This is a genomic window from Novilysobacter longmucuonensis, assembly GCF_046600735.1.
Classification (GTDB): Bacteria; Pseudomonadota; Gammaproteobacteria; order Xanthomonadales; family Xanthomonadaceae; genus Novilysobacter_A; species Novilysobacter_A longmucuonensis.
Map to the genome: position 1 here is coordinate 23,339 of NZ_JBJMAW010000018.1, position 24,466 is coordinate 47,804.

General features: G+C 65.6%; 28 protein-coding genes. 10 read left to right on the top strand and 18 right to left on the bottom strand.

Annotated features, from left to right (window positions below):
* The first annotated feature begins 55 nt into the window (after positions 1–55).
* The gene (locus ACJQWM_RS13025) at positions 56–1,336 is read left to right on the top strand and encodes a bifunctional alpha/beta hydrolase/OsmC family protein (RefSeq protein WP_332704926.1); all 1,281 of its coding nucleotides are present in this window, start codon (positions 56–58) and stop codon (positions 1,334–1,336) included.
* Between the two features lie 7 nt (positions 1,337–1,343).
* On the opposite strand, the gene ACJQWM_RS13030 is transcribed toward ACJQWM_RS13025, so the two are convergent.
* The gene (locus ACJQWM_RS13030) at positions 1,344–2,291 is read right to left on the bottom strand and encodes a M28 family metallopeptidase (RefSeq protein ID WP_332704924.1); all 948 of its coding nucleotides are present in this window, start codon (positions 2,289–2,291) and stop codon (positions 1,344–1,346) included.
* A gap of 122 nt (positions 2,292–2,413) precedes the next feature.
* Between ACJQWM_RS13030 and ACJQWM_RS13035 the strand changes: the two genes are divergently transcribed.
* Positions 2,414–3,061, top strand: a complete 648-nt coding sequence (locus ACJQWM_RS13035) for a response regulator (RefSeq protein ID WP_332704923.1) — start codon at positions 2,414–2,416, stop codon at positions 3,059–3,061.
* A gap of 203 nt (positions 3,062–3,264) precedes the next feature.
* On the opposite strand, the gene ACJQWM_RS13040 is transcribed toward ACJQWM_RS13035, so the two are convergent.
* Positions 3,265–6,516 carry an Rne/Rng family ribonuclease gene (locus ACJQWM_RS13040; protein ID WP_332704922.1) on the bottom strand — a complete coding sequence of 1,084 codons (3,252 nt, stop codon included), beginning with the start codon at positions 6,514–6,516 and terminating at the stop codon, positions 3,265–3,267.
* A 554-nt stretch (positions 6,517–7,070) separates the two neighbouring features.
* Between ACJQWM_RS13040 and ACJQWM_RS13045 the strand changes: the two genes are divergently transcribed.
* Complete coding sequence (locus ACJQWM_RS13045; protein ID WP_332704921.1) at positions 7,071–8,048, top strand: RluA family pseudouridine synthase; 978 nt, start codon at positions 7,071–7,073, stop codon at positions 8,046–8,048.
* Between the two features lie 423 nt (positions 8,049–8,471).
* On the opposite strand, the gene ACJQWM_RS13050 is transcribed toward ACJQWM_RS13045, so the two are convergent.
* The 3 genes from ACJQWM_RS13050 to ACJQWM_RS13060 all read right to left on the bottom strand — a co-directional run bounded on the left by ACJQWM_RS13050 (position 8,472) and on the right by ACJQWM_RS13060 (position 11,180).
* The gene (locus ACJQWM_RS13050; protein ID WP_332704920.1) at positions 8,472–8,714 is read right to left on the bottom strand and encodes a hypothetical protein; all 243 of its coding nucleotides are present in this window, start codon (positions 8,712–8,714) and stop codon (positions 8,472–8,474) included.
* Between the two features lie 78 nt (positions 8,715–8,792).
* Positions 8,793–8,981: a hypothetical protein gene (locus ACJQWM_RS13055; protein WP_332704919.1), complete on the bottom strand. Its 189-nt coding sequence runs from the start codon at positions 8,979–8,981 to the stop codon at positions 8,793–8,795.
* Positions 8,982–9,398: 417 nt separating this feature from the next.
* Positions 9,399–11,180 carry a M14 family metallopeptidase gene (locus tag ACJQWM_RS13060; RefSeq protein ID WP_332704918.1) on the bottom strand — a complete coding sequence of 594 codons (1,782 nt, stop codon included), beginning with the start codon at positions 11,178–11,180 and terminating at the stop codon, positions 9,399–9,401.
* Between the two features lie 152 nt (positions 11,181–11,332).
* Here ACJQWM_RS13060 and ACJQWM_RS13065 point away from each other — a divergent pair, with 152 nt between their 5' ends.
* Together ACJQWM_RS13065 and ACJQWM_RS13070 are read left to right on the top strand one after the other, a co-directional pair.
* Positions 11,333–11,965 carry a glutathione S-transferase family protein gene (locus ACJQWM_RS13065; RefSeq protein ID WP_332704917.1) on the top strand — a complete coding sequence of 211 codons (633 nt, stop codon included), beginning with the start codon at positions 11,333–11,335 and terminating at the stop codon, positions 11,963–11,965.
* A gap of 229 nt (positions 11,966–12,194) precedes the next feature.
* Positions 12,195–12,800, top strand: coding sequence for a rhomboid family intramembrane serine protease (locus tag ACJQWM_RS13070; protein WP_332704916.1), 606 nt, complete (start codon positions 12,195–12,197; stop codon positions 12,798–12,800).
* A gap of 38 nt (positions 12,801–12,838) precedes the next feature.
* Here ACJQWM_RS13070 and ACJQWM_RS13075 read toward each other — a convergent pair whose 3' ends face one another.
* Positions 12,839–13,021, bottom strand: coding sequence for a hypothetical protein (locus ACJQWM_RS13075; RefSeq protein WP_332704915.1), 183 nt, complete (start codon positions 13,019–13,021; stop codon positions 12,839–12,841).
* 214 nt (positions 13,022–13,235) lie between these two features.
* Between ACJQWM_RS13075 and ACJQWM_RS13080 the strand changes: the two genes are divergently transcribed.
* The 5 genes from ACJQWM_RS13080 to cfa all read left to right on the top strand — a co-directional run bounded on the left by ACJQWM_RS13080 (position 13,236) and on the right by cfa (position 17,336).
* The gene (locus ACJQWM_RS13080; RefSeq protein ID WP_332704914.1) at positions 13,236–13,970 is read left to right on the top strand and encodes a hypothetical protein; all 735 of its coding nucleotides are present in this window, start codon (positions 13,236–13,238) and stop codon (positions 13,968–13,970) included.
* A gap of 37 nt (positions 13,971–14,007) precedes the next feature.
* Entirely contained in the window at positions 14,008–14,292 is a 285-nt protein-coding gene (locus tag ACJQWM_RS13085; RefSeq protein WP_332704913.1) for a GNAT family N-acetyltransferase, read from the top strand.
* 108 nt (positions 14,293–14,400) lie between these two features.
* On the top strand, positions 14,401–15,114 hold the full coding sequence (locus tag ACJQWM_RS13090) for a pseudouridine synthase (RefSeq protein ID WP_332704912.1): 714 nt from the start codon (positions 14,401–14,403) through the stop codon (positions 15,112–15,114).
* A gap of 207 nt (positions 15,115–15,321) precedes the next feature.
* Positions 15,322–16,149 carry a DUF3298 and DUF4163 domain-containing protein gene (locus ACJQWM_RS13095; RefSeq protein ID WP_332704911.1) on the top strand — a complete coding sequence of 276 codons (828 nt, stop codon included), beginning with the start codon at positions 15,322–15,324 and terminating at the stop codon, positions 16,147–16,149.
* A 68-nt stretch (positions 16,150–16,217) separates the two neighbouring features.
* Positions 16,218–17,336: a cyclopropane fatty acyl phospholipid synthase gene (gene cfa, locus ACJQWM_RS13100; RefSeq protein WP_332704910.1), complete on the top strand. Its 1,119-nt coding sequence runs from the start codon at positions 16,218–16,220 to the stop codon at positions 17,334–17,336.
* A 255-nt stretch (positions 17,337–17,591) separates the two neighbouring features.
* Here cfa and ACJQWM_RS13105 read toward each other — a convergent pair whose 3' ends face one another.
* From ACJQWM_RS13105 to ACJQWM_RS13155, 12 genes are all read right to left on the bottom strand, one after another.
* Positions 17,592–18,209 (bottom strand): hypothetical protein, encoded by a 618-nt coding sequence (locus tag ACJQWM_RS13105; RefSeq protein ID WP_332704909.1) that lies wholly within the window; start codon positions 18,207–18,209, stop codon positions 17,592–17,594.
* 105 nt (positions 18,210–18,314) lie between these two features.
* Positions 18,315–18,584: a hypothetical protein gene (locus ACJQWM_RS13110; protein ID WP_332704908.1), complete on the bottom strand. Its 270-nt coding sequence runs from the start codon at positions 18,582–18,584 to the stop codon at positions 18,315–18,317.
* A 91-nt stretch (positions 18,585–18,675) separates the two neighbouring features.
* Positions 18,676–19,035 carry a hypothetical protein gene (locus tag ACJQWM_RS13115; protein ID WP_332704907.1) on the bottom strand — a complete coding sequence of 120 codons (360 nt, stop codon included), beginning with the start codon at positions 19,033–19,035 and terminating at the stop codon, positions 18,676–18,678.
* Positions 19,036–19,061: 26 nt separating this feature from the next.
* Entirely contained in the window at positions 19,062–19,526 is a 465-nt protein-coding gene (locus ACJQWM_RS13120) for a GFA family protein (protein WP_411306883.1), read from the bottom strand.
* 689 nt (positions 19,527–20,215) lie between these two features.
* On the bottom strand, positions 20,216–20,869 hold the full coding sequence (locus ACJQWM_RS13125) for an alpha/beta hydrolase (protein WP_332704906.1): 654 nt from the start codon (positions 20,867–20,869) through the stop codon (positions 20,216–20,218).
* Positions 20,870–21,014: 145 nt separating this feature from the next.
* The gene (locus ACJQWM_RS13130) at positions 21,015–21,395 is read right to left on the bottom strand and encodes a VOC family protein (RefSeq protein ID WP_332704904.1); all 381 of its coding nucleotides are present in this window, start codon (positions 21,393–21,395) and stop codon (positions 21,015–21,017) included.
* Positions 21,396–21,475: 80 nt separating this feature from the next.
* Positions 21,476–22,000 carry a YbbD-related protein gene (locus ACJQWM_RS14260; RefSeq protein WP_502361724.1) on the bottom strand — a complete coding sequence of 175 codons (525 nt, stop codon included), beginning with the start codon at positions 21,998–22,000 and terminating at the stop codon, positions 21,476–21,478.
* Positions 21,922–22,293 (bottom strand): GRAM domain-containing protein, encoded by a 372-nt coding sequence (locus ACJQWM_RS13135; RefSeq protein ID WP_332704903.1) that lies wholly within the window; start codon positions 22,291–22,293, stop codon positions 21,922–21,924. Before ACJQWM_RS13135 ends, ACJQWM_RS14260 begins: the two co-directional genes overlap by 79 nt.
* 93 nt (positions 22,294–22,386) lie before the next feature.
* On the bottom strand, positions 22,387–22,914 hold the full coding sequence (locus ACJQWM_RS13140; RefSeq protein ID WP_411306884.1) for a nuclear transport factor 2 family protein: 528 nt from the start codon (positions 22,912–22,914) through the stop codon (positions 22,387–22,389).
* A gap of 126 nt (positions 22,915–23,040) precedes the next feature.
* Positions 23,041–23,385: an antibiotic biosynthesis monooxygenase family protein gene (locus ACJQWM_RS13145; RefSeq protein WP_332704901.1), complete on the bottom strand. Its 345-nt coding sequence runs from the start codon at positions 23,383–23,385 to the stop codon at positions 23,041–23,043.
* A gap of 127 nt (positions 23,386–23,512) precedes the next feature.
* On the bottom strand, positions 23,513–23,797 hold the full coding sequence (locus ACJQWM_RS13150) for a hypothetical protein (protein WP_332704900.1): 285 nt from the start codon (positions 23,795–23,797) through the stop codon (positions 23,513–23,515).
* A 126-nt stretch (positions 23,798–23,923) separates the two neighbouring features.
* Complete coding sequence (locus ACJQWM_RS13155; protein WP_332704898.1) at positions 23,924–24,196, bottom strand: hypothetical protein; 273 nt, start codon at positions 24,194–24,196, stop codon at positions 23,924–23,926.
* Positions 24,197–24,466 lie beyond the last annotated feature (270 nt).

The window sequence follows — 24,466 nt, forward strand, 5'->3', positions numbered from 1 at the left end:
GAGGTGAGCGTCGGTCTTGACGTGGCCGTTGCCGGCTCGTGGGCACCATTGGCAAATGCGCAGCGAGAACTTCGAATTCACCGGCGAGAACGGGCAGCGGCTTTCCGGCCAGCTCGATCTTCCGGAAGGTCCGGTCACCGCCTACGCGCTGTTCGCGCATTGCTTCACTTGCACCAAGGCCTCCCTCGCCGCGGTCCGCGTGTGCAGGGCCCTTGCCGCCGAAGGCTATGGGGTGCTGCGCTTTGATTTCACCGGGCTTGGGCAAAGCGGCGGCGATTTTGCCGACAGCAGCTTCAGCGGCAGCGTGGGCGACATCGTGGCTGCGGCCAACGCGATGGACCAGGCCGGACGCGAGGTGCGGTTGCTGATCGGACACAGCCTGGGCGGGGCTGCGGTACTCGCGGCCGCCGAGCAGCTCCCGCAGGCTGCGGCGTTCGCGACGATCGCGGCGCCGTTCGACGTGGAGCACGTGACCCGTCTGTTCGGCGACAGCCTGCAGGAGATATCAAGCGCCGGCGAGGCCGAAGTGCAGCTGGGCGGGCGGCCTTTCATGATCCGCCGCGCGTTTCTCGACGACCTGGCCGCGCATGATCAGGGCGAACGCATCGCGGCATTGCGGCGGCCGATCCTCATTCTTCATGCGCCACTCGATGGCGTCGTCAGCATCGACAATGCCACCTCGATCTTCAGCGCCGCCCGGCACCCGAAAAGCTTCGTATCGCTGGACCGCGCCGACCACCTGCTGACAGACCAGCGCGATGCCGCGTACGTGGCCGAAGTCATCGCCGCGTGGGCATCGCGCTACCTCGGGCCCGAAGCGCCGCTGCGCAGTGAAGCGCAGCCGGGCGAGGTGGTGGTGGAGGAGACCGGCGAAGGCGCGTTCCAGGTCGAGGTGCATGCCGGAGGCGCGCATTTCCTGGCCGACGAGCCGGTCGAGGTGGGCGGGCTCGGCTCGGGTCCCACGCCCTACGATCTGCTGGGCGCCGGACTGGGCGCGTGCACCGCGATGACGCTCCGGCTCTACGCACGCGGCAAGGGCCTGAAGCTCGGCCCGGTCAAGGTCAGCGTCGGACACAGCCGCCGCAATGACCGGCAGCCGGCCGACAGCTTTATCCGCAGGATCGATCTGAAAGGCGAACTGAGCGATCAGCAGAGGCAGCGGCTGATCGAAATAGCCCAGCGCTGTCCGGTGCATCGCACGCTGGAGCGCGGGGCGGACATCCAGACCGGCAGCGGCGAAGAGGCGGCTGCGGGTGCCGCCGAAAAGCCGACGCAACATGCGCGCGACATGGAGCGGTCTGCCGCTGAAGACCGCGCATCAGGCGCCGAACGATGAGCAGGCTTCAGGGCACCGCCGCGTCCGCAGCACCGGCGAGCCCGGCATCCCACTGCCGGAGGGCTGCCTCGATGGCATCGACCGCAAGCGCGGTGGCTGCCGGATCGATCTCGGCCACGGTGTCGCGCTCGTTGTGGATCACCTGCATCAGCTTGGGCATCGGCGAAGGCGGGTTGCCGGAATAGGCGTCCAGGATCGGTGCGATCTCCTGCGCATCGACCAGCGCAAACGACACCGCTGGCAAGCCGGCCTGGAGAAACGGCCGGTAGTCGCTCGGCGGGTAGGGGTCGCCGGTCCTCAACCCCAGGCCCCGGGCTTCCGTGGCCTCCCACACGGCGGCGAGCAGTGGATGATCGGAGTCGGGGGCCATCATCCACAAGGTGTCGCCCCAGCCGAGCACATCGAAATTGACGTACAGCGCGGGGGCTTCACCGCCATTGTCGAGATAGGCGTGCGCGCCGAGCAGGCCCTTTTCCTCCAGATCCCAGAAGGCGATGGCGACGCGGTGGTGGGCCAGTGGCTGCTGCTTCAAGCGCCGCGCCAGCGCGAGCACGGTGGCGCTGCCGGAGGCGTTGTCGGTCGCGCCGCGGCCGGCGTCGACCCGATCGGAATGCGCGCCGAGCAACAACAACGGTGCCTCGGCGCTGCCGGAAACGTCGGCCAGGATGTTCTCGCCGGCCTCGCCGGAGGCGGTGAAGTGCTGGTTGCGCCATTGCAGGTCTAGCGCGTCCAGCCGCGCGCGGATGACCTCGCGGCGACCGGTGTTGCCGTCGGCTGCGGCCATCGCAACGACATCGGCCATCCAGCTGTCGACGTCAGCGGCCCGGCCGGACGGGTTGTCGGCCTGCGCGCCGTCGGACCGGCCCGGCTGCGGCGCCTGCGAGCAGGCCGCGAGCAGGCAGACGAGCAGTGCGCCCAGGCCGCTGCGAAACGGGTGCGGAAACGGTGCGCGCATGAAACCTCCGGTAAAGATGCCGAAGTGTGCCTCACTGCTGCCGGCGCCACAGCGGTCGAGTTGCGCGGGGGCAGGGTGCCCGGTAGCCTCCGCCGCTGGAGCTTGACCATCAGGGATACGAGATGACAATCCGCGTTTTCATCGTCGACGACCACGCGCTGGTGCGCACCGGCATGCGCATGATCCTCTCGGCGCAGTCCGATATTGAAGTGATCGGCGATGCCGAGAGTGGCGAGCTGGCCTTGCCGCGGATTCGTGCACTCAAACCCGATGTCGTGCTGTGCGATCTGCACCTGCCCGGCGTGAGCGGGCTGGAAATCACCGAGCGCATCGTCAAGGGCGACCACGGCACCCGCGTGATCATCGTGTCGGTGCTGGAGGACGGGCCGCTGCCCAAACGCCTGCTGGAAGCTGGCGCCTCCGGTTATGTCGGCAAGGGAGGGGACGCCAACGAGCTGCTGCGCGCGGTGCACGAGGTGGCGCGTGGCAAGCGCTATCTCGCCAGCGGCGTTGCGCAGAACCTGGCGCTGTACCGCGTCGACGGTGACGGCTCGCCGTTCGACGCGCTGTCGCCGCGCGAGCTGGAGATCGCGTTGCTGCTGGTGCAGGGCCTGCGACAGGAAGAAATGGCCCGGCGCCTGAGCCTGAGCGCGAAGACGATCAACACGCACAAGACGCGCTTGTTCGAAAAGCTCGAGATCCGCGACACCATTGCCCTGGCGCGGCTGGCCGGGCAGTACGGGCTGATCGAGCCGGCGCACGCCCTGTAGCCGCCGGGTCGCTGCCGGTCTGTAGGAGCGCCGGGGCCCTGCGTAGAAAGGCGATCGCGCCCATGGGGCGCCCTACCAGGAACGAACAACAAAAAAGGCAGCCTGCGCGTGACGCAAGCTGCCTTTCTTTCTTACTTCCTTTTCTTGCTACCTTCCTTTCTCCCTGCCTGCTTCCGGTGCCCCGGTCCCCGTGTTCTGCACGCTCAGGCGTGGCGGTCTGCCTGATCGTCGGACTCGCTGGCGGACTTGCCCTTGGTGGCGACCTCGTCGGCCGCTTCCGCGGCCTTGGCCGCTGGGGACGGCGCGTCGAACAGCCCTGCGGTGCGCGGCTGCGAGGCCTCGGCCGTTTCGGGCTCCGACGCGGTCGTCGCGGTGGCGGCTTCCGCCGGTGCCGGTGCCGGAGATTGCGCGGTCCTGACCGGCTCGATGGCGGCCGTCGGCGGGCCCTCGGCCGGTACCGCGTCGGGTTCGACCGCGACTTCCTCGACCGCGGCCGGTTCGATCACGGCCGGCTCGACTGCACTGGGCTGCACCGGCTCGGGTGTCGCATCCGTCACGCCGCCAGCTTCAGCGGGCGTGCCGACGGCTCCGACCTGGCGGTCCTCGACGCTTTCGCCAACCGGTTGCGGCTCCGGCGTCTGGGTAGCCGGGGCCTCCGGGCGGTGGGAGGTCGCGCCAGTGGCCGGGTTCGCAGAGGACGCCTCGGCCAGCGGTTCGGCGCCGGAAGATGACGCGTCGGTCGCAGGCGAAGATGCCGAAGCCGCCTCCGGGGTCTTGACCGCTGCCGGGGCGCCGTCTGGAGCCTTGCTGGGGTCGAAGGCGTCCGGCGCCGGCGCAGACTGTGCCGTGCCCTGCGCGGCTGCGACCGCCGGGGTCACTGCAGGCTTTGGCGCGGCTGGCGTCGGCGCGCGCTGACCCGATGCGCCCTGTTCACCAGCGTCATCATCGAAATCGAACTCCGGCTGCGAGCGGTTGGGCGCCGGAGCGCTGTCGCCGGATGCGGCCGCATCGAGTTCGTCGGCATCGCTGCCATGCGATTCATGCGAGTGCTCGGCATTCTTCTGCGCGTCGGCGGCTGCGCCGTCCTCGCCACCACGACGGCGACGACGACCGCCCCGGCGGCCACGACGGCGGCGGCTGCCTTCGGCCTGGGCGTTGTTCTCGTCCTGCGAAGGCGTGCCGTGATCCTCGAGCGACTTGGCGCCGTTGCCTGCGCCGTTGCTGTCGACCTGCGGCGCCTGCGCGCCTTCCGCGCCGGTGTCGGCGGTGGCGGCTGCCGACGCTCCCGCATTCATTGCCTCATCGGCCGGCGCCGCCTCGGCCGCCTTGGGCCTAGGCTCATTGCGCGGCGGACGCTGGCGCGTGCTGGACGAGCCGTCCTGCTGTGCATTCTCGTCCTGACTGCCGAGCTTGTCGGCCGGGGCCTGCTTCGGCTTGGCTGCGTTCTGCTTTGGCTGCCGCGGCGGGCGCGCCTTGGCTGGGGCCTCGGCGTTCGGACTCGCCTCGCCGGCGGCTGCCTGCTGGTTGCGACGCGGCTCTTCGCGACGGCTCGCATCGCGACCGCCCTTGCCGCCGCCGCGACCGTCACGACGCTGCCCATTGCGGTCAGTCCGGTCGGTGCGGTCGCTGCGGTCGTTGCGGGCATTGCTGCGGCCGCGCGACTCCTGGCCGCGCCCGTCCTGCGCCGGGCTGCTGCCGGCGTGACGTCCACCGGTAGCGGATTGTGAGCCACGGAAGAACCGCATGATCCGCTCGACCATGCCGATCGAATGGGTCGGGGCGACCACCGCCGGCACCGGTGCAGCCGGGGCGACGGGCGCCTGACGCGATTCGCGCGGTTCGCGCAGCGGCGCCGGCTGGGTCGGCTTGACGTTGGTGACCGCCGGCGCGTCGGGGATGTTCAGGTGCGACTTGGTCAGCGCGTGGGTCGGCAGCTTGCGCGGGGTGCCGCGGTGGTAGCTCGGCCGGCTGCTTTCCTCACCAAGCTCGTTCTCGCGGATGCGGGTGACCTCGTAATGCGGCGTGTGCAGCTGCTCGTCGGCCACGATCACGATCGGCGCGTCGTGGCGCTGCTCGATCTCGCTGAGCGCGCGACGCTTCTCGTTGAGCAGGAAGTTGGCGATCTCGGTCGGGGCCTGCACCAGCACCTGGCCGGTCTTTTCCTTCATCGCGTGCTCTTCGGCCACGCGCAGGATCGACAGCGACAGCGACTCGACCGAGCGCATGCGGCCATGGCCTTCGCAGCGCGGGCACACCAGCTGGCTGGATTCGCCCAGGCTGGGGCGCAGGCGCTGGCGGCTCATCTCGAGCAGGCCGAAGCGCGAGATGCGACCGACCTGCACCCGGGCGCGGTCGGACTTGAGCGCGCTCTGCAGGCGGTTTTCGACATCGCGCTGGTGGCGGTTGGACGACATGTCGATGAAGTCGATCACCACCAGTCCGCCCAGGTCGCGCAGGCGCATCTGGCGGGCGACTTCCTCGGCCGCTTCCAGGTTGGTGTTGAACGCGGTTTCCTCGATATCGCCGCCCTTGGTGGCGCGGGCCGAGTTGACGTCGACCGCGGTCAGCGCCTCGGTCTGGTCGATCACCAGCGCGCCGCCCGAGGGCAGCCGCACTTCACGCTCGTAGGCGTTCTCGATCTGCGATTCGATCTGGAAGCGGTTGAACAGCGGCGTGTCGTCGGTGTATTCCTTCAGCTTGCGCAGGTTGTGCGGCATGACCTGCTCGACGAACTCGCGCGCCTCGGCGTACATCTCCGGCGTGTCGACCAGCACCTCGCCGATGTCCGGGCGCATGTAGTCGCGCAGGGCGCGGATGATCAGGCGCGATTCCTGGTAGATCAGGAACGGGGCCGGTTTGGTCAGCGCCGCTTCGGCGACCGACTTCCAGACCTGCAGCAGGTAGTCCAGGTCCCACTGCAGTTCCTCGGCATCGCGGCCGACGCCGGCGGTGCGGATGATGACGCCCATGTCGTCGGGGATCGCCAGCGCGTCCATCGCCTGCTTCAGCGCGGCGCGATCGTCACCCTCGATCCGGCGCGAAACGCCACCGGCAGTGGGCGAGTTGGGCATCAGCACCATGTAGCGGCCGGCCAGCGAGATGAACGTGGTCAGCGCGGCGCCCTTGTTGCCGCGCTCTTCCTTGTCGACCTGCACGACCACTTCCTGGCCTTCGCGCAGGAGTTCCTTCAGGCCGGCCTTGTTGTGGTCCACGCCCGCCTGGAAATAGTCGCGGGAGATTTCCTTGAGCGGCAGGAAGCCGTGGCGATCACCGCCGTATTCGACAAAGGCGGCCTCGAGCGAGGGCTCCAGCCGGGTGATCTTGCCCTTGTAGATGTTGGACTTTTTCTGTTCCTTCGACGGTTGCTCGATGTCGATGTCGTACAGATTCTGGCCGTCCACGATCGCGACGCGCAGTTCTTCTGCCTGCGTCGCATTGATCAGCATGCGCTTCATTGGTGCGTTCCTCGCGCGCTCTACCGCGCGGAACGCCATGGCGTTTCGCAATCTGGGAACTGAGGTCGCGTCGTCGCGGGCTGATTTCACAGCAAGGCGGCAAAGCCGCCTCCGTGACTCCCGGCAATGCGGCAAGCCGCTTCACCACTTTCGGCAAAGCGGCAAGCCGCCTTGCGCGCCGACGTGACCCCCACTACCAGCGCTTCTACACCACGGCATGCCGCGGGAGCGCTTGTTACTTTTGAAACTGCTTGGGCCGGCGGCGCATTTCAGCCAGGGCCTTGGCCAGGGCTGCCGCGCCGCTCGGGTCGTGTTCATCGCCGGTGTCTGACACACCGGGCGAGCCGAGGTTCCGCCAGTCCGTCGCTGCTAACATGACCGTCCATGCTGGTGAACAAGCACGGGACAGTGGTCAGACGCGGACCGGAATCGCAGGTGGGGCTTTCGGCTCCGTATGACGTCGAGGTTCCATGGCGTCACAACTCCCTGCGAAATCAAAACCTTATCTCGCGTCGCGAGTGTATCAGATAACGCTTTCGGGATAACCCAGCCAGATGACGCCAGCCAACCCCGAACCGAGCGCCGGCGCCCGCACGGTGCGCGTCGCCGACGACCGCGAGGGCCAGCGGCTCGACAACTTCCTGCTCGGGCAGCTCAAGGGGGCGCCGCGCTCATTGGTCTACAAGCTGGTGCGTTCGGGCCAGGTCCGGGTGAACGGCGGCCGCGCCAAGGCCGAACGCAAGCTGGAGGCCGGCGACCAGGTGCGGATTCCGCCGGTGCGTATCGCCGAGCCAGGAGACAGGGCGACGCCGCCACAGGGCTTCATGGACGCGCTGGAGACGGCGATCGTGTACGAGGACGAGCGTCTGCTGGCGCTGAACAAGCCCTCCGGCGTCGCCAGCCACGGCGGCAGCGGAATCTCCTTCGGCGCGATCGAGACCTTGCGTGCGCTGCGCCCGAAACAAACTTTGGAGCTGGTCCACCGGCTCGACCGCGACACCTCCGGCTTGCTGATCATTGCCAAGAAACGCTCGACCCTGACGGAAATGCAGGCATTGATGCGCGAGGAGGCCGGCGGTGCCGGGGGAATCCGCAAGCGCTACCTCGCCCTGCTGGCCGGCCGCATGCCCGACGGCACGATGAGCGTCGACGCGCCGCTGCATGTCGGCCTGCGCCAGGGTGGCGAGCGTCACGTGCAGGTCGTCGCCAGCGGCGCGGCCGGTAAGGCGTCGCTGAGCCACTTCCGGGTACTGGAGCGGCGCGGCGGCCAGTCCTATTGCGAGGTACGGATCGAGACCGGGCGGACCCACCAGATCCGGGTGCACGCGCTGCACATCGGCCATGCGGTGGCGGGCGACGACAAGTACGGAGATCCGGCGGTCAACCGCAGGTTGCGCGAGCAGGCTGGCTTGAAGCGGCTGTTCCTGCATGCCTCGACGCTGGAGTTCGCGCTCGACGGCGGCAAGGTGCCGTATCTGCTGAATGCGCCGCTGGCGCCGGAGTTGATCGAGGTGCTGGACCGGCTGGCGTGAGGCTTCTGGCGTTTTGCGTACCGGGTGAAATCGGTGGCAGCAGAAGAGCCTTGGACGCAGATCAACGCCGATGAGACGCGGATCAAGCGGATGGCAGCACAGAGAGAGCGGTAGCGCGGGGCGGGTGCGCATCTCGCAGGTGCCGGCTCAGCTGCCTGCGACCTGGCTCAGATCGCGGCTGAAGCCGCTCCTACAACAGCGTTTTTATTCGCATTTCATGCGCGTTAGTCCGCGTCGGGGCTTTCTAACGGCCTCCGGTTTTTGCCGACCAGACCGGGACACGGCTGGCTCGGATGAGGCTCAGATCGCGGCTGAAGCCGCTCCTACAGCAGCGCTTTATCCGCGTTTCATCCGCGTTGATCCGCGTCAGGGCTCGTTCGACCCACGCAGGCCGAACACATCCCGCTCAGCCACGGGGCCGGTTCAATGCCGGACCTTGAACCTCGGGCGCTCGTCGAGCGAGCCGTCGGCGCGTAGCGCGACGTAGTTGCGCTCATCGGCAAACACCACAGGAACCGGATCACGGAGCTTCGGATGGCGCACGAACTTCAATTCCCAGCCGAAATATTCCAGTTCGCGCAGCACCCGCAACTGCGTGTCATTGAGCTGGTTCTGGAGTCTGGCGCGGGTCGGGTAGAGGTCTTGGCGGCGTTCGGAACTGGGCATCGGCAAGCTCGCGACGAGCGGTCATATCAGAGTGGTGCATCCGGTGAAAAACGCGGCGGCATTGGGTTGCGCGATGGCTCAGCGACGCAGCGGGATGTTCGGCTGCTGGTCGATGCTGCCATCGGCCAGGATCACCGCGTGCTGCCCGGACTCGGCTAGGGCCACGGGCACCGGGGGGCGCTCGTCGCGCACGAACTCCAACTCCCAGCCGTCACGCTCCAGTGCATGCAGCGAGCGGCGTTGCTCGGGCGTGAGCCTGTTCTTCATGACCATGTCGTCCCAGGGGGCGACACGGCGGCGATCCTGGACCAAGCCGCTGGACAACATAGGCTTCACCTTCGAATTCAAGAGACTCCACCAGGTCAAACGCGCTGGACGGCAAAAACCGGGCCACCGCCCCTCAAGGGTGGGCGGTGATCGTTCAGAATTCCTTCCGGAGCGCAGCCTGCGTCGCTGCACTCACGCGCTATCGACGGAGTGCCGCATAGCCGAACGCAGGCAGCGCGATGCCCGCGCGGGCATCGTGATTCGGCGCGCGGGCATCATCCGGCGGCAGGGGCGGGTCGCCAGCTTGGGGAAGCTGGGCTTATCAGCCCAGCCTACGGGTGATCCCCGTAGGGTGGGCACGCGTCATGTGCCCACCGCTCGCGAATGGTGGGCACATGACGCGTGCCCACCTACGAATCAGCGCGGCGGCTGATCCGTCCGCAGCACCGGATACAGGTTGTAGCGCTCGTCCCACGACGAGTGCCGCTGGTAGAAGAAGTTCAGCCGGGCACGCGGATCCGCGGCGAACCCGGCATCGTCCCGAAGGCGCTGTTCGAACGCGGCCCTAAGCGCCGGATCGCCCGCGAGCATCTCGCGCGCGACCGCCTCGGCCACGTAGTCCTCCATGTACTCCTTGCGCTCGAACGCGTTGTTGAACTCGCCCCAGGCCGCCAGCGAGTCCGGCGCCTGCGGCTCCAGCAGGGCCATCACCAGCCGCGTCTTGGGTTGCGCGATCGGCACGAACAGCGCGCCGGCGGCGACATCGCTCGTTTCCGGCGCCCACTCGCCTTCCAGCGTCAGGCGCTGGTGGCCTTCGAACGATTGCTCGCCGAACTCGGCCTGCCCGGCGCGGAAGGCCTCCACAGGCGCGTCGGGCCAGGCCGCATCGAGCCGACGGAAATCGATGGCGTGCTGCGCGAGCTTCTCGCCGACCCATCCGGCGTGCGCCGCCGGCACCAGGTAGCCGGCTTGCGGCGCCGCGACCTCGCGGCCCGGCACGACCTGATCGCGCAGCGGCACCTGCCAGATCTGCGGCCGGTTCTCGTCGTAACGTGTCATCTGCGCGCCCGATACTTTCGAAGGCGTGCGCGTATACGCATAGCCGCGAAAATCAATCGTGCGCGCCTCGTCGGTGGCCCGGTAGTCCAGCGCCACCGGCTCGCCGCCGAGCGCATGCGTGCGCGCATCGGCGGCTTCCACCGCAGCCTGCCACTGCGTGCCGTGTTCGGCGATCAGCTCCATCACCGCGATGATCGTGTCGCGGGTCAACGCCACGCGGGTGGGGTAGTCCTTCCATGAGTGGGTCTCGACCAGCATCCCGAAGCGATTGCGGGTCTGCATGTAGCCCTGCGAGAAACGCGGCGGCGCGGCGCCGTCTTCGAAGCCCGACGCGGGGTTGTCGTACTCGACGAAGGAGGGATAGAACGGCAACGGCAGCGCGCCACCCTCGGCCAGTCGCGCGATGGTCTGGTCGCGGAATCGGGTGCCGATCTCGCGTAGCTCAGGGTCGCCGCCGTGGAGCGGCTCGACCTGGATCGCGATGTCGTGCTCGAACTGCGCGCCGTTGGTCGCGTGCAGGTCGATGTAGGCCAGCGGGTCCCAACGATTGATCAGCGCCAGCATCGCCCGCATCTCGGGCGCATCGGCCTTGGCGTAGTCGCGGTTGAGGTTGTAGTTCTGCGCGGTGGTGCGCCAGCCCATTTGCTCCGGTCCGCGCTGGTTGGGCCGGTTCCACGCGCCGAAGCGCTCGTGTCCGTCGACGTTGAACACCGGCACGAACAGCAGCACCTGCCGCTCGAGCGCGCCGGCGGCGGCCTCGCCCTCCAGCATCTGCCGCAGCGCGAGGAAGCCCGCATCCTTGCCGTCGATCTCGCCGGCATGGATGCCGCCCTGGACCAGCGTGACCGGCAGGTTCCGGGCGCCCGCGGCTTCGGGCGTGAATGCACCGGTGCCCGACACCACCAGTAGCTGCATCGGCCGGCCCTCCGGCGAGGTGCCGAAGCTCTGGCAGCGCACCTGCTCCGGGTAGCGCTGTGCGAATGCCTCGCACAATGCGATGACCTCGTCATAGCGGCCGGTCTGGATAAAGCCGCTGCGCTCGGCGATCGTGGTCAGCGCGGTGGTGGTGTCGGTAGCAACGGCGGCCGGCGCGGCAGTCAGCAGCGCGGCGAGGAGGGCAGGGCGGAGGCTTCGGATCATCTGGATGTCTCATTGGAGGCTGCGCGGATGGTAAAGGGGGGCAGGGGGGATTTGCTCCTGCCCTTTCCCTGACACCTTGCGGAGCGTCCAACTGCAACAGCAGAACCACGCTCCCCTTAAACTGCACACTCCTTCCAGGAACCACCGATCGCATGTACACCCTCTACTACGCCCCCGGCGCCGCCAGCCTGGTCGTGCACTGGCTGCTGATCGAACTCGATCTGCCGTACGAACTGCGCGTGCTCGACCTCAAGGCCGGCGAGCAGAATCACGCCGACTATCTCGCCCTGAATCCCAGCGGGGTGGTGCCGACGCTCGTGGTCGATGGCCGGCCGATGACCGAAGCCGCAGCGCTGTTGCTGACCCTCGCCGAACAGCACCCCGGCACCGGCCTGGCGCCGCCACCCGGGGATCCGCGCCGGGCCGCGTACCACCAGTGGATGCTGCACCTGGCCAACGCGGTGCAGCCGCTGTTCCGGTTGTGGTGGTACCCGCACGAACCGGCCGGCGCGGCCCTGTCCGACACGGTGCAGGCGCACGTCCGCCCACGTCTTGAAGCCGCCTGGGAGCGGCTCGACGCGCAGCTTGCCGCCCATGGGCCGTACCTGCTTGGCGACCGCGTCAGTGCGGTCGACTTCTACCTGACCATGCTGATGCGCTGGTCGCGCGCGATGCCGCAGCCGGCCACGACCTGGCCGCATCTGGCCGCGCATGCGCAGCGCATGAAGGCGCGGCCGTCCTTCCGCACCCTGTACGAGCGCGAAGGTTTGAGTGATTGGACGTAGCGGGCAGGGACATCGCTACCGCCAACGAAATCGTCATCCCCGCGAAGGCGGGGATCCAGAGACTTCAGCGCGGCCTCAGCCGCCGGCGTTTGCTTCCGACGGTGGCGCAACGTCCCCGCGCTGTGGGTTAGGCTTCGCCTTTCGTGCTCACGCAGGACGGCAGTAGATGACCAACACCACGCACGCAGCGCCCGCCCGGTGCACTGACCAGCCGCGGGTCGCCTGACCGATGCTCACTCTCGCCCTGATCGCCATCACCGTGCTGGTGTCATGGCTCGCCTTCGACCGGCCGCGCCTGCTGGAGCGGCTGATCCTGTGGCCACCCGCCATCGACCGGAAGAAGCAGTACGACCGCCTGGTCACCCACGGCTTCATCCATGCCGACTGGCAGCACCTGCTGTTCAACATGATCACGTTGTTCTTCTTCGGACGCATCACCGAAGGCTTGTTCACCCAGCTGATCGGGCCGCTGGGCTTCGTGCTGTTCTATCTGTCGGCGATAGTGATCGCGATCCTGCCGACCTACCTGCGGCACCGTCATGATCCCAATTACCGCAGCCTCGGCGCGTCCGGCGCGGTGTCGGCGGTGCTGTTCGCCTACATCCTGCTGCAGCCCTGGAACCTGATCTTCGTGTTCTTCCTGCCGGTGCCGGCGATCGTCTATGCAGTGTTCTACGTCGGCTATTCGTTCTGGATGGACCGGCAGGGCGGCGACAACATCAACCACAGCGCGCACCTGTCGGGTGCGATCTACGGGGTGCTGTTCATGCTGTTGATGGAGCCCCGCGTCGGCAGCCATTTCCTGCGCGAGCTGCTCAACCCTTCATTCGGCTGAGCGCGCACCCATCCGGCGGTGGAGCCGGCCGATCGCAATCAGGCGGCCTTGGCTTCCGCCGCCGCATCGCTGTAGGTCCGGCGCAGGCGCCGGTACACCGCCGCTTCGATCCGTGCCGCCTCGGTGCTGTCGCGGGCGTCGCCGAGCGTCAATTCGAACAGCCGCTCCATCAGCGCACCGTCGCTCATCGCATCCATCCCCTCGTCGTGCATCGAGGACATCTGGCTTCCCCATGGTGGTTCGTACCCGGTAGAAGGCAATTCCTGTGCCACGCCGCCCGGCCGGTCCGCGTCGGCGGCGGGTGAGCCACCGCGGCCGCAGCCGGCCGACGCGCTGACGCGGCAGGCCCACGCTCACTCGGTATGCATGCGGGCCGTGCTACCACGGCGCTGCGATGCGCTGCGTGCGCTCCGTCAACGACTTCAGGAGATAGGCATGGCGACCAAGAAAGCCGGCAAGTCCGTCAAGAAGACCGCGGCCCGGAAATCCGCTGGGAAGGCCGCGAAGAAGACCACCGCGAGCAAGGCCGCCGCGAGCGAGGCCACGAATAAGAAAGCCGCGCCGCGCAAGACTGCCGGCAAGTCGATCGCGAAGAAGGCGGCGGCACGCAAGGCGCCCGCCCGCAAGACCGCCGGCGAATCGACCAGAAAGACAGCGAAAAAGACCACGGCCCGCAAGACGAGCGCCGGCAGCGCGCCGACGGCCCGGAAGACGAGCAAGAAGACCACAGCCAAGAAGACCGCGCCCAGCAAGACCGCGGCCAAGAAGACCACGCCCCGCAAGACCGCGAGCAAAAAAACGGCTACGCAAGCGTCGGTCCGCACGACGGCCGCGTCGAAGTCCACGAGCGCCGGAACGTCCAGCAAGCGAACCGCATCCACCCGTCCCGCTGGCAAGACAGCATCGGGCAAGCGGAGCCCGATCACCCCGTCGCAGGCCCTGGAAAACACGCGCGAGCTGCTCCAGGCCAAACAGCAGCACGATCGCCAGCCACAAGCCTGGCAAGCGCTCGATGCCGGCTCCAGCCACACCCCGGACCCGGGCTTCCAGTCCGACGCCGCCGCCAAGAAGGCCGAGGAGCTGCATGCCGCCGAAATCCGCATGGACGGCATCCACGGCAGCATCAGCACCCACGACCGCCACAACCAGGGCAGGCGCGACAACCGCTGAGTGCCTCGCCCGTGCCGCCCGCTGGAGCTACCCCGCAATGACCGATGCCGCATCCGATATTCACCACGACACCGAAGTCTGCCGCTTCGCTACCACCGTCGACGGCGCCAAGGCCTACCTCGACTACGAGGTGGACGACGGCGCGATGGTGATCACCCACACCTGGGTGCCCGATGAAATCGGCGGGCGCGGGATTGCCGGCATGCTGGTGGAGGCGGCGTTCGAACACGCCCGCGCGGCCGGCATGCAGGTGCGGCCGGTATGTTCGTATGCCGCGGGTTGGGCGAACCGGAATCCGCAGTACAGCCAGTTGCTCGGTTAGCCCCACCGGGCCGACCGCGCGATCCTGCCGGGCGACGCGCTGGCGCCGCTCGCCAAGGCTCGGCCGGTGTGCCAGCCTACGCGGCCCGACTCGTCCGCCCGACCGTCCATGCGCCTGAACAAACACATCAGCGACACCGGCTTCTGTTCGCGGCGCGAGGCCGACCGGCTCATCGCCGAAGGCCGGGTCACCGTCAACGGCCTGCGCGGGCGGGTCGGCAGCGAGGTCGGGGAGGGCGATGAGGTCAAGGTCGACGGCCAGCCGCTGCGCATCCGCACCGCCGCCAAGGGCCAGCGCCAGCACGTCTATATCGCGCTCAACAAACCGGTCGGCGTCACCTGCACCACCGAGTCGGCGGTCAAGGGCAACATCATCGACTTCGTCGGCCACCAGCACCGCATCTTCCCGATCGGCCGGCTCGACAAGGACTCCGAGGGACTGATCCTGCTGACCAGCAACGGCGACATCGTCAACGAAATCCTGCGCGCGGAAAACAAGCTCGAAAAGGAATATCTGGTGGCGGTGAACAACCCGGTGACCGACGAGTTCCTGCGCGGCATGGCCCGCGGCGTGCCGATCGGCGGCCAGACCACGCTGCCATGCAGGACCAGCCGGCTCGGCAAGTTCGGCTTCCGCATCGTGCTGGTGCAGGGGCTCAACCGGCAGATCCGCCTGATGGCCGCGCACTTCAAGTATCGGGTGAAGCAACTGGTGCGGGTGCGCATCGGCAACGTGAAGCTCGCCCACCTCAAGATCGGCCAGTGGCGCAACCTCACCGATGCCGAGCTGCGTGGCCTGCTGCCGCAGCGCACCGAGTGGTAAGAGCAATCCCGTAGGAGCGCCCCATGGGCGCGATGGCCTTTGCTTCGCCGGCACCAAGAGCATCGCGCCCATGGGGCGCTCCTACAGAGTTACGTGCGCGGAGCAGTGCCTGGTCTTTGGCGCCGTGTGGGCCATGCAGGACGCCCGTGCATCGCGGCATCACGCCCGCATCGCTACGGTCCACGCAACTCCAAGGGGATCGAATGCATGAAGCGCGCCATCATCCTGTCGCTGCTGACCCTGGCCGTGTCGGCCTGTGACCGGGCGGCACCGCCGGGCACGCCGGCACCGTCGGCGACGTCCGCCACCGTCACCCCCACCACGGCAGACGCGATGCCGAACGGCGAGGCCGGACTCGAGGACCTGGTGGAGTCCACGTCCGACTACGTGATCGGCATCAGCTACCCGCCGGTCGCCGCCCAGCACCCCGGACTTGCCGCGGAGCTCCAGCGCTATGCCGATGCCGCCCGCGCCGAGCTGCTCGCGGCGGTGCAGGCGCGTGAGCCGGACGGGGACGGCGCGATGTACGACCTCTCGCTCGCGTTCACCGAAGTGCTCGATACGCCCGAGGTCGTCGCGATCGCCGCCGATGGCAGCAGCTACACCGGCGGCGCCCACGGCATGCCACTGCTCGCCCGGTTCGTCTGGTTGCCGCGGCAGGAGCGCATGCTCAAGGCGACCGATCTGATCCGCGACCCGGCCGGCTGGCAGGCGGTCGCCACCCACGTCCGCGAACAGCTGCATACCGCGCTCTCGCAGCGTGTCGATGCGGACCAGGTGGAGCCCGGCGAGCGCGCCGAACTGGTCGGCAACGCCGGGCGCATGATCGACGAGGGCACCCGGCCCGATCCGGCCAACTTCAGCCAGTTCGAACCGGTTGCCGCGCCCGACGGCAAGCTCAGCGCGTTGCGCTTCGTGTTCGCCCCCTACCAGGTGGGCCCGTACTCCGACGGGGTGCAGACCGTGCAGGTGCCCGCGTCGGTGTTGCTGCCGCACATCGCACCGGACTATCGTGGATTGTTCCAGGGGGCATGAGGCTGATCGGGGGATGACCGGGGCGACCATGCCGATTGCGCAACGACGATGCAGGGCAGGGGGCTGTCATGACCATCCATCCATTCCGCCGCCACATCCAGCGGCTGCTTGCGGCCGGCGACGTGCAGGTCGGCGGCGATCGCGACTGGGACATGCAGGTGCACGATCCGCGCCTGTACGGGCGCCTGACCGCACAGGGCACGCTCGCGCTCGGCGAGTCGTACATGGACGGCTGGTGGGACGCCGACTCGCTCGACGGCATGCTGTTCCGCCTGCTCGACGCGCGCATCGACCAGAAAGCCCGCGGTATCGCCGCCCATCTCGACGGTTGCCGCGCACGCCTGCTCAACCTGCAGACGCGGCGCCGCAGCCGCACCGTCGGAGAGCGCCACTACGACCTGGGCAACGACCTCTACCGCGCCATGCTCGGCCGCCACATGGTCTACAGCTGCGGCTATTGGCGCGAGGCCCGCGACCTGGACGCGGCGCAGGAGGCCAAGCTCGACCTGGTCTGCCGCAAGCTCGGCCTGCAACCGGGCATGCGCGTGCTCGACATCGGCTGCGGCTGGGGCGAGGCGCTGAAGTTCGCCGCCGAGCGCTACGGCGTCTCCGGGGTCGGCGTCACCATCTCGCGCGAACAGGCCGTGCATGCCCGTGAACTGTGCGCCGGCCTGCCGGTGGAGATCCGCGTGCAGGACTACCGCGACCTGCACGAACCGTTTGACCGGGCCTTCTCGCTGGGCATGTTCGAACACGTCGGCGCACGCAACTACCGGCAGTACTTCGAGGTCGCGCGGCGCTGCCTGGGCGAGCGCGACCTGTTCCTGCTGCACACCATCGGCTCGAACGTTTCGGTGCGCTACACCGATCCGTGGATCGGCCGCTACATCTTTCCCAATTCGATGCTGCCATCGGCCGCACAGATCGCCACCGCCTGCGAGGGCCGGTTCGTGATCGAGGACTGGCACGGTTTCGGCGTCGACTACGACCGCACCCTGCAGGCCTGGCGCGAGAACATCGAGCGCAACTGGGAGCGGCTGCCCCCGCGCTACGACCGGCGCTTCCGGCGGATGTGGCGCTATTACCTCGCCGGCGCCATGGCGGTCTTCCGCAGCCGCCGCGCCCAACTGTGGCAACTGGTGCTCTCGCCCAGAGGCATCCCCGGCGGCTACACCGAGCAGCGGTAGGCGGCACGAGACCGGAGGCAGTCATGCCGCCATCCGCCGTTGTAGGAGCGGGCCATGCCCGCGATGTGGAGTGACGCGCCCGCGTGCATCACACCCATGGGGCGCCCCTACCGAAAGCGGCAGCGCGAGGCAGGTGCCAGTAATGCCGCCATCCGCCTTTGTAGGAGTGGGCCATGCCCGCGATGGGAGTGACGCGCCCGCGCGCATCACACCCATGGGGCGCTCCTACGAAAAGCGGTCTCGCTACGGCCGTCGCTATTCCGGGATGCGGTACACCACTTCGCCGGCCTCATCGAGTATCTCAATAACCGCGACGTCATCTTGGCCGACACCGATGCGGATGCGCTCCCGTTCCTCCGAATCCAGGATCACGAGGCCGGCATCCTCGTTCTGCGTTCCCAGGTAAATCCGCCGGGTGCCCTGGCTGGATTCGATCGGCCCCGACGAGAACGGCCGCCGGTCGTACACCGTCAAGCCTCCCTCCCATGCCGTCCCATCATCGGACTCGTAAGTGCCCAGCCTGACGGCATCGGTGATCTGGTGCGTGAAGTCGAAAGTGAGCATCCGCACCTTTCCATTCGGCGCCCCGTGCCATGCCGGAACAGGAGCAACTGCGAGCCCGCCGCTTTCGTCGCCGTCCTCGTCGTGCCAAAGGATGCCGGCCGGCGTGATCGCGCGTTCAATGCGTTCGCCGCGCACGACCGGGTCCGGCAGATCGCCGGAAATCACGAGGCGAGTCTCACCGGACGAGTCGACCAAGTTTATGCGCTTGACCGTAATTTCCTCCGGCTGCGAAAAGTGCGCGCAACCGGCAGCGATCACCGCAGCGGCGAAAGCCACACTGATGTTCCGTACGAGCCGAGCCTCACTCATGGCGATGCCCTCCTCGATGGAAATGCCGTCCTGGGATGCACAGTTCTTTTGCCGGTTGAAAGGTTCAACGCGGCCGCAGCGTGCACATCGGCCACAGCGCCTCTTTCATTCGGCAAACGGCCGGTCTGTCCTCGGTGCGTCGGGTGCCTGCTCGTCGAGTGACTGGCGATACCTGATACACCCACGCATGAACTGCGGCCAGTCCGGCACCAGCGGGAGCGGATCCGACTTTTCCGGCAGCAGCGACCACAGCGCCGGATGGTGCCAGCAGAGATCATGGCCGGTGCTGTCGCGGTGCTCACGAATGCCCAGCCGTAGCGTCTTGACCTCGGCTATAAGGCGCTCGCGCGACATTTGCTCGAGATCGTCATCCATAGTGCCTCCCCAGCTGTCGCGGAGTCTCCACGCCTGATGTACCACAGGCGCGGAGCGGCTTCGGGTGAATCCATCGCCTCCCGGAGCCTTGTCATGCGCCCGCCGCGAACCTGAACGCAGCCACGCCGTTGCATTGCACCACATCAAGCGGATGCACTGCGACTACCCAGGAAAGCAGGATGTTTGGACGAGCGAGCGTAGCCTGGCGGAACGGCTTGGCCTCCGTGGGAGGCGCGAAAGCCAGACCTTCCTCTATGTCGGGCCGCCTGATCTCGAGGGCCACAGGCGCCTCTTCCGGCGAAAAATACAAACTGGCCACGGCCTCTACATCACTCCGGAAGTTCAAGTGCACACAATTGCTCCGCTCGTCCGATGGGCAACGCGGAAGCATCCCCAACCCGACTGCCGCTGCCAGCTCGGCACCGGAGACCACCCTAAACAGGTTTTCCATGCCTATCTCCGCGCCTGACGCCTGAATTAAGCCGAGCCCCGAAGCGGCTTCGGCGTGACGAGTTGTTGGGCCGCACCCGCTGGCGCAGAGCCCGAGTTGGCCGGCGATTCTGGGAACTGCGGCGCACTGCCTCCAATGTGATCCCACGGTGCGCGCGAGCCAACGAAGATGTGCATTTCAATTTCGACGTTTGGATTTCCGTCGACACACCCCAGCGTAACTCCGTGAACCACCCCATCGAGAGTTCCGCAAAGAGTCGACCCGCAGGCGCCACAAAAGCACAAGGCCCATCCGGGCATCGGCCGGTAACAAACAAGGCTGCGTTCGCCTGCAACCCACTGGAACGACCCTGCCTCGACCTCCGCGTACGCGGAGCCCGCTCCGCTGAAGGCCTTGCGGCATCGTGAGCAATGGCAGCTTCGTGCACTTCGTAGCGGAGCGGTGATCTCGTACGAAATCTGACCGCATAAACAACCACCGGTGAGTTCCATGTTGTGTCCTGTGCGGCCTAACGCCTGAATTAGCCGACCCGCAGCCCGAAGAACAGGAGAACGGCGCGCTTGCTGATGCGACGGTGTTGCCGAAGCGACGAAGCGGGTTCGGCTTGAATGAATTGTTAGGCGAGCCCTGGCTAAAGCGCTGCAAGGTCATTGCGAATTCCTAAACTGACGCATCACTGTACCCGCGTCGGGACGCATGCTAGCGCGTCCAGCGACTTCCACCACGGGCAGTGCATAGCCTCGACTTCCCGCTAGTGTTGTGCCGTCAAATTTCTCGTGAAAGGACTCGTTCGCGTCAACGTAATCGATATTTATGTACGTCACAGGAACATTGTTGGACCGTAGTGCCGCAAGGGTCTTTTGAGTGTAAGAACAGTTGTCACGTCCGTATACGAGCACAGTACGCTTGGAAGACTCAGCTGGTGATATTGCTTCTACTGAGTCGGGAGCTGATTGGCTATCGCTGTGAAAGTGCCGCCAAGCCCCAAATAGACCCAAACAAACCAACAGTACCAGAACGGAGTTGCGTGACATAAACATTCCTTGTGATGGGGCAGTAGGCTATGAGGCCGCCCAACGCCTGAATCATGCTGCGCCGCAACGCGCTGGCTGTGAATTGATAGAACAACACCAGCAGCACATTTAACGAAGCGACGAAGTGGGTTCGGCTGAATGGATTGCTAGCCGCCGACGCCGTGCACCCAATCCAGTACTGGGTCGACCCACGCGGGGAGTGGCATATAAAACGCACCATGCGATTTGCCGGTGGAAATTTTGATCTCCTTGAAGGACCGCGGCTGTTCAGGCTGGTCCGCGAGGGGCTCGCAACTCCCCGCTAACGTATCGCTTGCCTCATAGACTGAAAGAACGCGGCCCGTCAGTCGGATATTTGGTGCGGTGGGGCCGTCAGGGCAAGTAGCGAGCAGCACGAAGCGGACTTGCGGCCGCCGCAGAAAACTAGAAACGCGGGTTGCGATTCCGCCGCCTTTTGAGAAACCAGCGACAACGATGTTCTCGGGTGGAACGCCGCGATCAATCAAATTTTCGACTTGAGAGACAACAACGCCGGCATACTTGTTCATATCTGTTTCTGGCGGGCGCTGCGCCGAAATGACCACTGCTCCCCGGGATGAAAGTGCCTCTAGTACGGCGGGATAGTCATAGAGCCCGTAACGCGGGTGGATGGGGCGAGGCCCAGAGTTTTCGATGATTCGCCCATGGAGGTAGATCAAGTAGGTCTTTGCGGGCTCAACGGATTCGGGCACGTCGGTATAGATGGTGCCTGCGCGTGCCGGAGCCACGGCGGCGAGCATGAGGAAAAGCCAAGCTTTCATCGGGGTCTCCACGGCGGCTAGCGTCAGAATTTAGCCCACCCGCAACATGCCAGCCGGTGAGTTGATGGAATGGAACAACAAGACATTTGGACAGATCGGGGAAGCGGGTTCAGCTTGAATGTCACCCGCTGCCGCCGCAAAGGCGTCACCGCTTTTCCTCCATGAGTCCAACCAGATTGCCGTCAGGGTCCCTCACAAAGCCAGTCCACAGCTCATGGTCTGGCATCTTTGCCGCGAGCTGCGGCGAGCGCTCGTCTGTGGCGCCGCGTGACACCAGGGCAGCATGCGTTGCAACTATGTCCGACACTGCAAAGTACAGGATCGAGTTGCAGCCCACGCGTCCATCGCCCTGCGGGGTGCTGAGCATGAGACGAATGCCGCCGCTATCCAGGAAGGCCAGGTTAGGGCCAGCGCTGAAAAGGAAATTGAGTCCGAGCACGTCACGGTAGAACCGTAGGGCTAGCGCCACGTCACTGACGGTAATAGCGATCTGCCGGATTGCATCGAGCTTGTGGCTGTCGCTCATCAATCATCCCTCCAGCTAGTTGTGGAACCTGACGCCCGAATCAGGCCGAGCCGCCAAGCGGCCTCGGCTTGAATGGATTGTCAGCGGGCACCGACACGCCAGTGCACCGCGTGCCGCCCTGACTTGTGCATCCCAACGAAGACGGAATTGGAGGATACCTCCCCAAAACAGCTATAGAGCGACCAGGAGCTCTCAAGCTCCGCTGGCGAGGGCCACCACGACCGGTCAAAGCGAGACGGAGTCACGCCTGCGAACTCTTCGGGATGGCATTGATCAGCCGGAGGCCAGTTGTCCGATCCCGAGATACTGAAAGCCAATGCGCTCTCATTCGTGTCGATGTCATGGATCTCACGCAGCTCCGTTGCATCGGAGGGGAGCCATTGTGGAACCCAGCCCCTAGAAACGCCTCCCCGAGACAGGGCCGCCGCCATGCTGGGGTAGTAGGTCTCAACGACCTCTATGAAACTGCAACCAGCCAAGGCGGCTAGGCACACAAGAACAAGCAGCGATGATCTCCCCATGCCCGCTAACGACGCGAAGCGGCTCGGCATGGACGAATCGTTGCCCCAGCGAGTTGCGCTTGCGCGCCAATCGCCGCTGCCCATTGCTCGCGGCTGGAGAGCACGAAGCGGTACTCCGAGCCGCTAGCCGTTTGCACGGCTAAAGAATTTGGGAATAGCGGGATGAGCCCCAAGAACTTGGTCCAGCAGAGTTGCGCGCCACGCACATCCGACAGCGCGATCTGGGTGGGTCCAGCCTGGACGTTGTATGCGTGCGATTGAAAGAATAAGCGCTGGTCTGTCAGGAATAGCTTTCCGCCCACGGCCTCCATACCTCGCTGGAGATTGGCTCGCCCTTCTCGCACCAGCTTTTCATCGGGTTGCAGATGAATTTTCATATGGAGCCTAATGCCTGAATTACGCCGACCCGCGAAGCGGGTTGGGCTTGAATGAATTGTTAGGCGTCACTGCCATGAGCGCCTGCAAGATTTCTACTTCTGTTGAGGTGAAGGGCGGTGATCAAAGCTAAGTACTCTGGCCAGTTTCCAGGTGTCACCCTCTCGCTTCCACAGATGCACGAACTGCGCTACTTCAGATCCAGGCTCACCTGCCCTTGCAAAGGTGTGTTGCCCAATCTGTATGGCGCCGTAGCCCTGCAATGTGTAGACCTCGAGACTTCCGGGCACTAGAGTTCGGGTGACACCATTATCACGAGGACACGACTTCAACGTTCGAACGTCATTGCCATAACTTGCGCCAGTACGATCGTGATAGAACTCCGTGTCTTCGGTGAAGATTGCTCTGAACGTTTCTGCGTCGCAGGTAATGAACGCTGCCTCAAAGAGCACACTGTCCCTGCGTGCAAGCTCGTCGTAAAGCGGCCCGCTGCGCACTGAATCTTGTGCAAAGGATACTTGTGTCAGTGCTGCTAACAGCGCAGCGACAACGAGCTCGCACCAGCGGAAGCTCGAAGCGCAGGAGTGACTCCGGTACTTGGTGAGACTAGTGAGAGCGTACATAGTTCTCCTTGTGACGCCTAACGCCTGAATTAGGCCGACCCGCAGCGCGCGAACCGGGAGGGGATGGAAGAACACCAACCACACATTTCAACGAAGCGACGAAGCGGGTTCGGCTTGAATGAATTGTTAGGTGTCATTCTCAGATCCCAAAAGGTCGACTACAAGGTCGAGAATGATCTCCGGAAGGCACTCGACCGTTGCTTCTTTCACCAGGGCGCTTGCCGCTGGATCGGGCGAGCCAGCCGAGAAAGCCTCTTCACGTTTTTGAGCACTTGGCCAGACAGCATAGCTGTACCAGAGTCCGTCGGTGCCCTGATGCAGCCGAGCACCTAACGCGCCTCGGTCCCGCTTGTATGCGCGCGACACACCGCGCCAGCCTTGGACAAACTGATCCTCAAAGCCTGGGCGGACGCGCCAGCGATATAGCACGACGAACGGCTTGTGGTTGCTGTCAGGAAGGGATGAGTCCATGACACCTAACGCCTGAATTAAGCCGACCCGCAGCGCGAAAAAAAGGAGAAGAGCGCGCTTGCCGATGCAGCAGTGTTGCCGAAGTTGCGAAGCGGGTTCGGCTTGAATGAATTGTTAGGCGCCGTAGTTAGACGCCACGAGCACCAGCGACCAACTCTCCGTCTACGAACACTTGATAGTTATGAGGCCTGATTCCGGCGACCAGAAGCGGACGAGAATTTTTTACAAACACCTCATGCCCTGCAACGGTGTGCTGCCAAGAACGATCAAGGTGAGATGAGAAATGTGTGCTGAGCTGCAGGGGATGCTGGAGCCAAACGCTCTCTCCCGGAGTGACCAACTTCATGCCACCAAGTAGCCAGCCGCGGCGCAGCTTCGCGGGCATGCTTCCAATTGAGAAGTCAATTTCCATGTGATCTCCCTAGGCGCCTAACGCCTGAATTAAGCCGACCCGCAGCGCGAAGAGCAGGAGAGCGACCCGCTTGCTGGTGCGACGGTGTTGCCGAAGCCGCGAAGCGGGTGCGGCTTGAATGAATTGTTAGGGCTCATCCGGCTCACTCGGTACACCCCGCGGTTTTGCGCTGCCATGCCCGACATGCTCTGAGAGCGGCTCGTCCACGTGTTTGAGGATCTCACCGGTGGTCAGGCGTTTGATGGTTTCAACGTAACGATCGTTCTCGCGGTCGATGAGCCGATAGAGATGATGCCACTCACCGTTTTTGCGGTAGTAGCTTGCGCCCGTTCGAGCGTCAAAGTACGGACGTGACACGCCAGCGTGGCGGCCTTTCATGCGCATGTGGTCGAGGGCCATGATTGTGTCCTGCAGAGACTCGACAGCAGAGCGCGCCTTGCAGCCGCACTCCGGACATGGCTGACGAGGCTCAGAGCTATCCTCGAAGAGCGTCGCTTTGCATTCTTGGCAGGCCGATTCTTGCAACATGTGAGCCCTAACGCCTGAATTAAGCCGACTTGCGAAGCAAGTGGGACTTCATCCGTTTTTATTGACACCGATGTTTTATCACGCCGACAACTCGAATTGCACCGGTGATTGGAACCCAAGGCTGGAGTGCAATCGCTGTCG